Genomic DNA, 11,209 nt, shown 5'->3' on the forward strand with positions numbered 1-11,209 from the left:
GGCTGACCGGGCGCGAGGATTGATGTGAGTGAGGGTTAGGCGGCGAGTTGCAGAGCGGCATCCAGGGCGCGTTGCTTGATCTGCGCCCCCTGACCGAACCATGCCGAGTCCAGGCGGTACTCGTTACTGCGGGCACGGCGCTCGTGGTCGACATACTCGGTCACGGCATTCAGCAGGCCCCAAGCGGTGCCGCGTGCCGACTCTAGCTGACTGCCTCGACCACGCCCTTCGTACAACTCCTGCACCTTGCGCAGGGCTCGCTCATTGGGGAGTTGCTCCGGCAGAGCACCGGTTGGGCTGGTCTCACACATCACGTTCATGAAGAAACCCAGCGCCTCATGCCACTGCACCTTGCGTTCAGCCAAAGCCCTCATGCGATACATAAATTCGTCCCAGCCAGAGACGGCGATGCCCAGTTGCTTCTTCACCGTCTTCGGTTCAAAGCGAGTGTTGTGGGGCACCTTGATGGCGCGGCTGCTGCCGTCCAAGGCGATGGTCAGGGTGTTGTTGCACACCACACGCACGGTGGTTGGCGTTGCTGTGGTAGCCAAGGTGCCGTCACAGGAGGTGGCGAGCAGGAGGTAGCCGTTGACCTGGTCGTTACCCTTGAGCGTTGCGCCTTGCCCGGTGCGCGCCAGCGCCCAGAACTTGCGACCACCCTTGAGCACGCCGGCCGTTTCCAACTCATAGCCGGATACCTCGGTGAGATCGCGGTAGAACTCCAGCACCTCTCTCGGCTGCACGGTGTGGTAACGCTGCGAGACCACCGACAGAGGGGCCTTGGTGTCGGAGCGGTAGAGCACTTTCTGCTCGGGGAAGGAATGGATGGTGCCCAGGTGGCCGATGGCGTCAGACTTAAAATGGACCGGGCTTTCCTGAATCTCCCAGTCCATGCCGGCTTCACGCTGCCAGACCTCAATAGGTTGTTTGCGGGGCAGGTTGTTGCCCAGGCCATGCCAGGGAGTAGCGCCAGCGTAGGCCATGGTTTCAACGAGATGAGCCATGAGAATGATTCCTTGCGGATGAAGGGGAAAGAGCGTCGTTTCATCAACGAGCGACGCCCGTTCAAAAAGGCTTAACGGTTGACGCTGAAGCTGTAACCGCACTCCAGACATTGGTAATTGGCCAGCACCTTGTCGTCGATCTGCTCGCCCAGCGTGGCCCCGGCAATGCCCCCCGCGGCCCCGCCGAACAGACCACCTAAAATCGCCCCGGCGATGCTGCCGATAGCAATGCCCACCGGCCCACCGACGACTCCCAGTACCGCGCCAGCTTCGGCACCTGATAGGGCGCCGGCGGCACCACTGGCTGCACCGCCTGCTGCGCCAATCAAACCACCCGTTTGTTTGCCGATATTTTTCGTAATGACACGTCCCGAGTTACAGCTTGGGCAAGGGGTATACATACGCAGATCCTCTCAAGTGATGAGCGTGCCGAAGCGAAAACGGCACGGCAAATCCCCTACGGCAGTCGATACTGTGGGGCGTTCACAGAGGTGATATAGATCTGAGATTTTTTTGATTCAGCTCGTATCGGATCACCTATGTACGGCAGAGCCGTTATTAACTGGCCCTTTGAAGTCCTCGTGGTGACATGAATACGGCAGTGTCGTAAGTTTTTAAAAGTTGGCGGTATGAAGTGTCTACATGACTTAAGTTTGCAGGCGGCACACGCCTGTCGGCTCATACGGCTTTTGCTATCAATGAGAATGGAATCTTTTTGGATTTTATTGAGTGGGTTTTCTTGCTGTTGTCCTGGAGGTGTGTTTCTAATGGGATCTATTTCTTGGGAGTTTCTGCATGTCCGGCATGGCTACTGTTACGGTTAAAGTAGTATGTGTCTAATAAGTATCGATGCAGTAACTAGTAATCGACGTGGTTGCTATGGATTTTACCGTGATAGATAGCACTCACCAATATAGTGCTATCATGTTATTGGTTTGCAATGCAGAGTCGCCATAAATCGCAGAAGTAATGTGCAGCGTTGAATGCAGGTCAAAGCGTTGATAGATCAAGCGTATAAGTCGAAGCAAGGTGCTTGAATACACCTAGTCCAGTGTGCCTGCCGGTGAGTCCTCCATACACGGCCGACAGGAAATTAACTATGTTTCATCATCAACCGAAGCGTCACCCAATCAATACTAAACTCAAACTACACTACGGCAACGAGTATCGTGGTTTCGCTGTGCAGCAGCAGCTGACACACGGCCCTTTGATTGAAAACTACCTGGAGCGTGGACTTGAAACTTTGCAAAGCTGTCTCTCGGCACAGGCCCGTACCTTGGTCTGTAGGGTAGACTTGCGTTACCCCGTCGGCCTGATGCCGTCGGATGCGCTCGTCAGCAATGAGGTGATGAGTCGCTTCTTCTACCATCTAAGTAAAGAGCTGATCTGGGCGAGTACAAAGTACACGACTGATATCCGCTACATCTGGTGTCGAGAGCGTAACAGCAGTCAAGCACCGCATTGCCACGTCATGTTGCTGCTCAACTACGACGCCATCGGGGGCCTAGGTAACTACGGGCCTAGCGACGACGGTACTTACAGTAGGAACAACTTATTTCATCGCGTCGTGCGTGCTTGGGCCTGGGCAATTGGTTGTTCTGAATACGAGATGTCAGGGCTAGTACATGCCTGCCAAGACAAACTCAGTGGGCAGGTTTACCAGTGCTTGGATCGACGCTTTCCTGACTCGCTCAGGCCGGTTGTCTACGCTATGAGCTACTTGTGCAAGACGTACAGCAAGGCGCAAGAGTTAGGGCAAGGCTTTGCTGTGTTCACTACCAGCCGAATCTGAGTGCTGCGGCATACATGTTCAATTTACCTATTGTATGGTCCGGCATTGCCGCACTATAACTCACCAGATAGGAGTCTTTCGCATGAGCTACAGTGATTATTGGCGTCGTAAATTTCTTGCCGAACATCCTGAGTATGAACAACAGTGCCAGGAGCTTCGGTATGAACCGGAGAAGTCATCTCCATCTGTCCGGGCTGCTCCGCTCCCATGGCATGCGAGGGTAAATACAGCGCCGGAGTCAAATTACACATTACCTTTACCTAGAGCTGCTTCGTCTAATTTCGAGGTCTCGGAGATCTTCCCGCAGAAACGGCCAAAGATGTGTTACGGAGTCACGCCAGACTCAAGCATCATCAGGCTTGCATGTTCCTTGCGCCAACGCTTGAAGCTAACCCAGCAAGAGCTCGCTGCGCATTTGGGGATCAGCGCTCGCACGCTGCAGGACTGGGAGCAGGGGCGACGTCAGCCCACTGGGCCTGGAAAAGCCTTACTGCAGTTGTGGATCGACCGGCAATCAGTGGCCCCCTGAGTCGTTCTGACTGAGAGTCAACGTTTTTCCTGGCTATGGGGCGACTGGGTTCCGAAGGACGGAAGGGATCTGAACGGCAAGCAAGACTGCTATTCCTGCTATTAGTAGCAGGAATAGCAGCTGCAGTGGTCCCGGCTAAATCTGGTGGGGCGGGGACAAGCTGCTAGGCTTTGTACGAAAAGTATTGCCGCATGCAACGTAGGCTGCAGGCCAAGGTGACCATGGCTGCAAAGCTCTTGGCCAGCTTGTCATAGCGAGTGCCGATCCTGCGATTTTCTTTCAGCCAGCCAAACATCCGCTCAATGATGTTCCGTTGCCGGTATTTGGGCCGGTCAAACAGTCGGGGCAAGCCAGGTCGAGGTTTGCGCGGCATAGCGCGCAATGGGATTACCGGCTGCATTCGGTAACGGTCGCAGTACTGGCGCAGGTGCTCGGCATCGTATCCCTTGTCAGCCAGCAACCACCGGCTACGTTCACGCGGTCGTCCTGGCTTGCCAGCAATTCTTACAGCATCCAGCAGCGGCTGAGCGTGGGAGACATCACTGGCTTGTCCTAGTGAAAGCCTGAAATGCAATGGCACGCCATTGGCATCGCACACCATGTGAATCTTGGTGGTCAGACCGCCTCGACTGCGCCCGAAGGCATGGTCTAACGGTTCTTCAGGCCCCCCTTTTTCCCGGCGCCTGAAGAGGCTCGGGTTGCTCGTACTGCGGTGGAGTCGATCATCCAGGTGTCCAAGTCGATCAGTCCTTCCCGGTTCAGCCGAATATGCAGACGCTCCAGTACTCGCTCGAATGTGCCGTCGTCGCGCCAGTCACGAAAACGCTGATACACCGTTGACCAAGGCCCAAAGCGTTCAGGCAGGTCGCGCCAGGGAGCGCCCGAGCACAGGATCCACAGAATTCCGTGGAGAACCTGACGATCATCGTTGCGAGGAAGGCCCATTTTCTGTTCTGGAGAAACCAAATCCTTGATCAGCTCCCATGACGCATCAGAAAGTTCGTAACGCCTTGCCATACGGGCCTCCAACCGGTCATGGCGGCAATTTTAGCCACAACGACTTTTCGTACAAAACCTAGCAAACATGGGTTTCAATATTCGCTTTTATGGCGATATCCCGATCAATAGCTGCGCTTGATCTCCAATGCAGTAAATAACAACATGCCGGCCAGCATAGCTAACATGAAGACGATCACTTGCCAGCTTCCTGTCAGCAGAATTGCCACTGCGGGGCCAGGACAGATGCCCGCTATTCCCCAGCCGATGCCGAACAACAGACTCCCACCAATCAAGCGCGGGTCTAACTCACGTCTGATCGGTAGTTGCATTGGCCTTCCCAGTAGCGAACTGGATTGTTGTCGCGCCCAAGTTAGCGGGCGAATCGATATGCCAATTGCCCCGACCATGACCAACGCCAAGGAAGGATCCCAAGCACCAGTTAAATCCAGAAAAGCGAGTACTTTGCTCGGGTTTGCCATCCCTGCCAGAAGCAGACCCAAGCCGAACAGCAGGCCAGCAATGAGTGCAGTCAGTTTGATCATGTCCAAATTCCCAGAAGATGACGCAAGATAAACACTGTGGCGAAACCGCTGAACATGAAACAAATAGTGGCGACCATTGATCGTGGCGAAAGGCGCGATATGCCGCACACTCCATGGCCACTGGTGCAACCCGAACCGTATCGTGTGCCGATGCCAACCAATACACCGGCGACGATTAGTCCGAACCAGCCACTTTGGAACTCAATCTGCGGCCGCGTCGCGAACAAGCCCCATACAAGCGGCGAGATAAGAAGGCCCACGAGAAAAAGTGCTTTCTCACTAACTCCCTCGCTCCCACGCTGTAAAAGACTGCCAATCAGACCGCTGATGCCTGCGATACGCCCGTTGGCGACGACGAATAGACTTGCAGCCAAGCCAATCAATACGCCGCCTGCAAGGGATGACCAAGGAGTAAAGTTGAGCCAGTCGACATTCATGGGGCTTCTCCGGCGCAAAATTGATCGTACAGGGTTTGGATGACTACCAATGCTGCGGGAGTGCTGATGCGATTGAACACCTGCCTTCCTTCACGGCGGGTCTTCACCAGTTCCTCGCGGCGCAGCACCGTCAAGTGTTGAGATAGAGTCGGTTGTTGTATCCCCAGTATTGACTCCAGATCGCTGCCATTGCGTTCACCTTGGGATAATAGGTACAGCAATCTCAAGCGATCCGAGTTAGCCAAAGCGGTCAGTGGGAGCATGCAGATTGCCTTTTAGTACAAGCGCTTCAGAGTCTGTGACTCGTAATTGGACTGGGATACCTTGGGCAACGCTCTGTGTAACGGTGCAAAAGCTTTCGAATTGGCCAAGGATGCGCGGCAAGTGCTGCAGCTTGGCAGCTGATTTGCCTAACTGCAGTTCGATGTCTATATGGAGTACACGTAGGCGGTTTTCAGCATTGCGTCCGATCTCAGCACTGGCCTTGCAAGAAAGCGGTTCGGCATCCTGCTTGTACTTACGCAGCGCGAACAACAGACTATTAGTCAAGCAGTTGGCTACCGCACCGAGCAGCAGTTCTACCGGGCTGGGGCCAACAGCCTCACCCAGTGGTGGTGGCTCATCCACGATCAGAGTCGGCGCTCCTTCTTCGAAATGCAGCATGCAGCTAAAGTCATGTTGTTGCTCCAAACGCAAATTCACACGAGCGCTATCGTTCATGAGTCCAATCCTTCGTTCATTTGACGCCAGGTTCAATCCAGCTCCGCAGCAGCGGATCAGGAAGCGGATCAACGGGGCGGCCAAGATAAATACCAGCAGAAGCACCATCGCAGCCGGATCTGGCAATCATGGATTAGCTGAAGGCGTTCAGGACAGCCGGCACAGGCGGGTAAGTCCTCTGCCCACTTGATCTACCGAATAGCTTTTACCAGCAAGGCCACCGCAACCACTGCAGATACGATGGCAAACCCTTTTTGTAAGTTTGGCCCCGACAGCTTGGCAGCGACCAAGCGCCCGCAGATCATGCCGGCTAATGCTCCAATGGAAAATGGGATGGCAACTGCCCACTGCAAATGCCCAGTTGCCGAGCTTGCAGCAACGCCGGAAATTGAAACCAGCGCAATAACGGCTAGAGACGTTGCAAGCACTGACTGTGCTGTCAAATTGGTGTATCGCTGGAGCGCCGGCACCATCACAAAGCCGCCGCCCACGCCGAGCAAGCCAGAGAGCCCACCCGCGACAATGCCGGAAACGGTGAGAGCCCATGCACAAGGCCTCGTCCAGTTAAGCTTTCCTCGGTTCACGTCCAACTGACAAGGCGGTGGTTTGGATGTGACGGGGGGCTTCGACTCCGAGGAGCATGCGAGCGATCGTTGATAGACCCGGAACGCAACGTACATCAGCACGATGGCAAACATGATCGTCAACGGACGGTTAGGCATGCTCTGCGCCAGCCAGAGACCAAGTGGAGAACAGACGATCCCCGCACCTGCAATTAAAAGCGCCGCTTTATAGCGGACGGTGCCATTTTTGAGTCCCATCACGGCACCCAGGGTCGCGGCTAAACCGACAGCCAGTAAACCAATTGGCCCAGCCTCCGCCATGCTCAACCCCACTCCAAACACCAGCAATGGAACAGCCAGTATTCCTCCGCCAGCGCCGGTCAGCGCCAGAATAACGCCAACAGTAAGCCCGAGCAGTAAGACGATGATCATCTCAGTCTCCTTGCTTTCAGATCTGATTCACAGGTCAGCCAACTCGGGTTTCGCCATCCACTCACGGCCCTTGAGCATTCCCTTCCAGTACAGGGGAGGAAGAAGTCGCTCCTTGAGCAGCCACGCCAGCCTCGATGGCCGGGTACCGTCAATCAGCCAGGACGGGAAGCTGGGAGCGACCTTTCCACCATAGGTGAACTCAGCCAATACGATCTTGCCGCGCTCAACCGTCAGCGGGCAGGAGCCATAACCGTCGTAATGGGCGCCACCTTTCGCTTTGCCCATTGCAGCCAACACATTGTGGGCAACGACTGGCGCCTGCTTGCGGGCTGCTGCAGCGGTTTTTGCGTTGCTGGAGTTGGCGGCGTCTCCCAGCGCGTGAATATTTACCCAGGTTTTATGGCGCAGAGTGGCGGGGTCGACATCAATCCAACCAGCTGCGTCAGCTAGAGGGCTGACCCGAACGAAATCCGGCGCAATCTGCGGTGGCACTACATGAAGCAGATCGAAGTCTCGAGTAACAAGATGGGCGCTGCCATCCGGGTTGACGCAGTTGAACGTCGCAGTCCGCGCAGGCCCATTCACGCTGGTGAGGGTGTTGCCGAAATTCAGGTCGATACCATAGGCCTTGATGTATTCCATCAGTGCGGGCACGTAGTCGGGAACGCCGAACAGCACCGCGCCGGCGCTGCAAAACTCGATCTCGACTTTGTCCAATACACCGGTACGTTTCCAGTGATCAGCAGAGAGGTACATGGCTTTTTGCGGAGCCCCGGCACATTTGATCGGCATGGGCGGTTGCGTGAAAATGCCTCGGCCACCCCGCAGTTGCTGCACCAGTTCCCACGTATAGGGGGCAAGCTGATACAGGTAGTTTGAAGTCACGCCGTTGCGGCCAAGGGTGTCCGACAAACCTTCGATTGCATGCCAATTGAGCTTGAGGCCAGGGCACACGATCAGTTGCTCGTATTTGACGACCCTGCACCCTTCAAGAACGACGGCATTTCTCTCGGGTTCGAAAGCGGCGACCGCCGACTTGATCCAATGCACACCGCGAGGGATGGTCGAGGCCATCGTGCGGGCAGTTTGTGGCGCATCGAAGACACCACCGCCGACAAGTGTCCAGCCAGGCTGGTAGTAGTGCACATCGGCCGGGTCGATGATGGCAACGTCGAGTCCAGGTTCTCGTGCAAGCAAACTGGAAGCAGCCGCGATACCTGCCGCACCGCCTCCGATGATGACCACGGCATGCTGCGCCTCGGCCAGTTCGACCGGCGTGCGCCCCTGATTCGCGATCCGGCGAATGACGCCTTTCATATCGAACCCGGCTTTTTTGGCCGTCTCAACGATGTATGGCAGGGGTTGTCGACCCGCTTGTGACAGTGCCCACATCGTTGTCGAGCGCATACCGGAACGGCAATAGGCCAATACCGGTTTTGGAAGCGTTTCAAAGAGCTTGCCGAAGGCAATACCTTGCTCATCGGTCACTTTGCCTGATTCAGCAGGAAGGTAGTGCGCCTCAATACCGATCGCTTGGGCCGAACGTTTGATTTCGGCAAACAAGGGCTGATCGCTGCCTTCACCATCGGGCCGGTTACATATAATGGCGCGAAAACCAGCTTCTTTCAGTCCAGCCAATTGGTCGGGAAAAATTTGCTCTGATACAGACAGTCCAGGCACAAGGCAACGAATGTCCATGAGGGTCTCCGTTATAGGTATGTTTCTTATCGGTTGTTCGGGGATGCAACGTCAGGCGACGTTGAGCGGGATTTTCAGGTAACGCGTCCCGTTCGATTCGGGCTCAGGAAAGTGCCCGGCTCGCATGTTTACCTGAACCGATGGCAGGATCAGAGTAGGCATGTCCATCGAGGCATCTCGCTTAGTGCGCATCGCCACAAACTCCTCCTCACTGATCCCGTTACGCACATGAACGTTGTGCGCGCGTTGGTCTGCAACGGTGCTGACGAATTGCACCTCGCGGCCCCCTGGCTGATAGTCGTGGCACATATAGAGCAACGTATTGGCCGGCAGGCTCAGCACCTTGTTGATTGACTGGAACAGCGTGCGCGCGTTTCCACCGGGAAAGTCACAGCGTGCAGTACCGTAGTCGGGCATAAACAAGGTATCGCCAACAAATGCGGCCGTTTCGGTGCCGTCGCTGATCACATAAGTCATACAGGCCGGCGTATGGCCGGGTGTATGGAGAGCCTGGCATTGCAGCGTGCCGATGGTGAACGGTTCGTCATTGACGAACAGGTGATCGAACTGACTTCCGTCACGGGGCATCTCGCCAGCGGTATTGAACAGCGTGCCGAACACCTCCTGCACCGTCGAAATCTGGCTGCCGATCCCTATTTTCCCGCCAAGTTTCTCCTTCAGGTATGGTGCTGCCGTCAGGTGGTCTGCGTGGACGTGAGTCTCGAGAATCCAGTCGACTCTCGCACTGAGTTCTTTCACCCTTGCAATCAATTTGTCGGCAGAGGTTGTGCCGGTATGGCCGGACTTAGGGTCGTAGTCCAGTACGCTATCGATCAACGCGCAGTGGCGGGTCGCCTCATCCAACACAAGATAACTGACGGTATTGGTAGCAGGATCGAAGAATCCTTCGACGTGAAGTTTTACACTCATTGGCCTGTCTCCTTAGGGGCTTTTACCAAGCCGCTCACACTGAGGACTGACATAGCAATAAGCCTGCCAGACTCAAACGGAGCCAAGATATTGTCATATCTACTTGATTTTATTGATTTTATTTTTCAGTACGGGTTTGTTTTTTCTGTATTCACCTGGATTCACTGCCATTGGCAGTGCCTGTTGACAGAGGTGGCAGTGCCAGAACAGGATGAATGGACTGTCAGGAGCCACGATGAAGACTTACTTGCCCACCCCGACCCACCTACTCCCGCACTCGGATCAAGTGCAATCATTGGTTTCGTTCCTTGAGCACGAACCACAGCCGATGATCGTGCTTGATCCGAACTACAACATCCTGGCTGCCAACACGGCCTATCAGCGGCAGTTTGGCAGCGCTGACAAGCCCTTTATCGGCCATAAGTGCTATCAAATCTCACACCACTACGACGTTCCTTGTGATCAGGCGGGCGAGAACTGCCCGATGAAAAAAGCGCAGGAAATGCGCGGACCGGATCGTGTCCTGCACATTCACCACACGCCTCGCGGCCCGGAGCACGTCGACGTCGAACTACGCCCGATTCTGGACGACCAAGGTGTTATCACTGCCTATGTGGAGCGTCTCACGCAGGTTCGCAGCGCCTCAGCGCGCCCCAGCAACGAAGGCCTGGTTGGCCGCTCGCCGGCCTTTAACCTTGCCCTGTCGGAACTGCAGCGGGTGGCCCCATCCATGCTGCCGGTACTGCTACTGGGCGAGTCCGGTACGGGCAAAGAGCTGTTCGCCCGCGCCGTACATGAAAACAGCGATCGAGCCACGGGGCCCTTCGTCGTCGTCGATTGCTCGGGATTGCCCGAAACGCTGTTTGAGAGCGAACTATTCGGCCATGAAAAAGGGGCATTCACCGGGGCCACCACGCGCAAGCCCGGACTGGTTGAAACGGCCCAGGGCGGCACCTTGTTTCTCGATGAGATTGGTGACGTTCCACTCGCCATGCAGGTGAAACTGCTGCGCCTGATCGAATCGGGCACCTATCGCCGTGTCGGCAGTGTCGAGACCCTTCACGCCAACTTCAGGTTAATTGCCGCGACCCACAAACCCCTTGAAAAGATGATGGAGAACGGAGAATTCAGGCAGGACCTGTACTACCGCATCAGCGCCTTTCCCATTCAGTTGCCCCCCTTGCGCAACCGGGTTGAAGACATTGGTTTGCTTGCGAATTCATTTCTACAACGTGCCAGTACCGGCAAGCGCCGGCTGACAATAGAGGCGGAGGCTCTGACACAACTACAGCGGCACTCCTGGCCCGGCAATATCCGCGAATTACGCAATGTGCTGGAAAGAGCCAGTCTGTTCGCTGACGATGGAGTGATCCGCTCCACACATTTGCCCCAGGCATCGGTGGCGATATCGCCTCAGCCCCCCGCCTCAACGCCTTTCGACGGCAGCTCGCTGGCGCAGATACTGGCCACCTTCAAAGGTACCCGCAGTGAACTGGCCAGGCACATGGGTGTTAGCGAACGCACGTTGTACAGACGACTGAAAGAGCAAGGTTTGGCCTGATC

Annotated in this window: 13 protein-coding genes; 3 read left to right on the plus strand and 10 right to left on the minus strand. The window is 55.7% G+C overall.

Annotated features, from left to right (window positions below; all coding sequences use genetic code 11):
• Positions 1-35: 35 nt before the first annotated feature.
• Together NJH59_RS11160 and NJH59_RS11165 are read right to left on the minus strand one after the other, a co-directional pair.
• Positions 36-1,004, minus strand: coding sequence for a DUF932 domain-containing protein (locus tag NJH59_RS11160; RefSeq protein ID WP_103518024.1), 969 nt, complete (start codon positions 1,002-1,004; stop codon positions 36-38).
• 71 nt (positions 1,005-1,075) lie between these two features.
• Entirely contained in the window at positions 1,076-1,405 is a 330-nt protein-coding gene (locus tag NJH59_RS11165) for a hypothetical protein (RefSeq protein WP_034100767.1), read from the minus strand.
• Positions 1,406-2,103: 698 nt separating this feature from the next.
• Between NJH59_RS11165 and NJH59_RS11170 the strand changes: the two genes are divergently transcribed.
• Positions 2,104-2,796: an inovirus-type Gp2 protein gene (locus NJH59_RS11170; RefSeq protein WP_253086796.1), complete on the plus strand. Its 693-nt coding sequence runs from the start codon at positions 2,104-2,106 to the stop codon at positions 2,794-2,796.
• Between the two features lie 319 nt (positions 2,797-3,115).
• A complete protein-coding gene (locus NJH59_RS11175; RefSeq protein ID WP_253086828.1) occupies positions 3,116-3,325 on the plus strand; it encodes a helix-turn-helix domain-containing protein in 210 nt (69 codons plus the stop codon).
• Positions 3,326-3,488: 163 nt separating this feature from the next.
• Here the strand turns inward: NJH59_RS11175 and NJH59_RS11180 are convergent.
• The 8 genes from NJH59_RS11180 to NJH59_RS11215 form a co-directional block, all read right to left on the minus strand.
• A protein-coding gene (locus tag NJH59_RS11180; RefSeq protein ID WP_253086797.1) for an IS5 family transposase occupies positions 3,489-4,342 on the minus strand; the annotation gives its coding sequence in 2 pieces (ribosomal slippage) (positions 3,489-3,986 and positions 3,989-4,342; 852 coding nt in all).
• A 104-nt stretch (positions 4,343-4,446) separates the two neighbouring features.
• Positions 4,447-4,866, minus strand: a complete 420-nt coding sequence (locus tag NJH59_RS11185) for a DUF6691 family protein (protein WP_253086798.1) — start codon at positions 4,864-4,866, stop codon at positions 4,447-4,449.
• The gene (locus NJH59_RS11190; protein WP_253086799.1) at positions 4,863-5,303 is read right to left on the minus strand and encodes a YeeE/YedE family protein; all 441 of its coding nucleotides are present in this window, start codon (positions 5,301-5,303) and stop codon (positions 4,863-4,865) included. Before NJH59_RS11190 ends, NJH59_RS11185 begins: the two co-directional genes overlap by 4 nt.
• Complete coding sequence (locus tag NJH59_RS11195; protein ID WP_253086800.1) at positions 5,300-5,566, minus strand: helix-turn-helix transcriptional regulator; 267 nt, start codon at positions 5,564-5,566, stop codon at positions 5,300-5,302. The genes NJH59_RS11190 and NJH59_RS11195 overlap by 4 nt, the downstream gene beginning before the upstream one ends.
• On the minus strand, positions 5,541-6,023 hold the full coding sequence (locus NJH59_RS11200; RefSeq protein WP_253086801.1) for an OsmC family protein: 483 nt from the start codon (positions 6,021-6,023) through the stop codon (positions 5,541-5,543). The genes NJH59_RS11195 and NJH59_RS11200 overlap by 26 nt, the downstream gene beginning before the upstream one ends.
• Positions 6,024-6,214: 191 nt before the next feature.
• Positions 6,215-7,018, minus strand: a complete 804-nt coding sequence (locus tag NJH59_RS11205) for a sulfite exporter TauE/SafE family protein (RefSeq protein WP_253086802.1) — start codon at positions 7,016-7,018, stop codon at positions 6,215-6,217.
• 27 nt (positions 7,019-7,045) lie between these two features.
• Positions 7,046-8,716, minus strand: a complete 1,671-nt coding sequence (locus NJH59_RS11210) for a bifunctional protein tyrosine phosphatase family protein/NAD(P)/FAD-dependent oxidoreductase (protein ID WP_253086803.1) — start codon at positions 8,714-8,716, stop codon at positions 7,046-7,048.
• Positions 8,717-8,767: 51 nt separating this feature from the next.
• Positions 8,768-9,646: an MBL fold metallo-hydrolase gene (locus tag NJH59_RS11215; RefSeq protein WP_014753621.1), complete on the minus strand. Its 879-nt coding sequence runs from the start codon at positions 9,644-9,646 to the stop codon at positions 8,768-8,770.
• A gap of 235 nt (positions 9,647-9,881) precedes the next feature.
• On the opposite strand from NJH59_RS11215, the gene NJH59_RS11220 reads away from it, so the two are divergent.
• On the plus strand, positions 9,882-11,207 hold the full coding sequence (locus NJH59_RS11220; RefSeq protein ID WP_253086804.1) for a sigma 54-interacting transcriptional regulator: 1,326 nt from the start codon (positions 9,882-9,884) through the stop codon (positions 11,205-11,207).
• Positions 11,208-11,209 lie beyond the last annotated feature (2 nt).

Source organism: Pseudomonas sp. VE 267-6A (genome assembly GCF_024126555.1).
Lineage (GTDB): Bacteria > Pseudomonadota > Gammaproteobacteria > Pseudomonadales > Pseudomonadaceae > Aquipseudomonas > Aquipseudomonas palmensis.

What these genes read in the sequence shown, in the direction of transcription:
- NJH59_RS11165 (WP_034100767.1), bottom strand. Translation starts at nt 1,405, where the DNA reads ATGTATACCCCTTGCCCAAGCTGTAACTCGGGACGTGTCATTACGAAA.
- NJH59_RS11195 (WP_253086800.1), bottom strand. Translation starts at nt 5,566, where the DNA reads ATGCTCCCACTGACCGCTTTGGCTAACTCGGATCGCTTGAGATTGCTG.
- NJH59_RS11190 (WP_253086799.1), bottom strand. Translation starts at nt 5,303, where the DNA reads ATGAATGTCGACTGGCTCAACTTTACTCCTTGGTCATCCCTTGCAGGC.
- NJH59_RS11200 (WP_253086801.1), bottom strand. Translation starts at nt 6,023, where the DNA reads ATGAACGATAGCGCTCGTGTGAATTTGCGTTTGGAGCAACAACATGAC.
- NJH59_RS11215 (WP_014753621.1), bottom strand. Translation starts at nt 9,646, where the DNA reads ATGAGTGTAAAACTTCACGTCGAAGGATTCTTCGATCCTGCTACCAAT.
- NJH59_RS11205 (WP_253086802.1), bottom strand. Translation starts at nt 7,018, where the DNA reads ATGATCATCGTCTTACTGCTCGGGCTTACTGTTGGCGTTATTCTGGCG.
- NJH59_RS11175 (WP_253086828.1), top strand. Translation starts at nt 3,116, where the DNA reads ATGTGTTACGGAGTCACGCCAGACTCAAGCATCATCAGGCTTGCATGT.
- NJH59_RS11170 (WP_253086796.1), top strand. Translation starts at nt 2,104, where the DNA reads ATGTTTCATCATCAACCGAAGCGTCACCCAATCAATACTAAACTCAAA.
- NJH59_RS11185 (WP_253086798.1), bottom strand. Translation starts at nt 4,866, where the DNA reads ATGATCAAACTGACTGCACTCATTGCTGGCCTGCTGTTCGGCTTGGGT.
- NJH59_RS11160 (WP_103518024.1), bottom strand. Translation starts at nt 1,004, where the DNA reads ATGGCTCATCTCGTTGAAACCATGGCCTACGCTGGCGCTACTCCCTGG.
- NJH59_RS11210 (WP_253086803.1), bottom strand. Translation starts at nt 8,716, where the DNA reads ATGGACATTCGTTGCCTTGTGCCTGGACTGTCTGTATCAGAGCAAATT.
- NJH59_RS11220 (WP_253086804.1), top strand. Translation starts at nt 9,882, where the DNA reads ATGAAGACTTACTTGCCCACCCCGACCCACCTACTCCCGCACTCGGAT.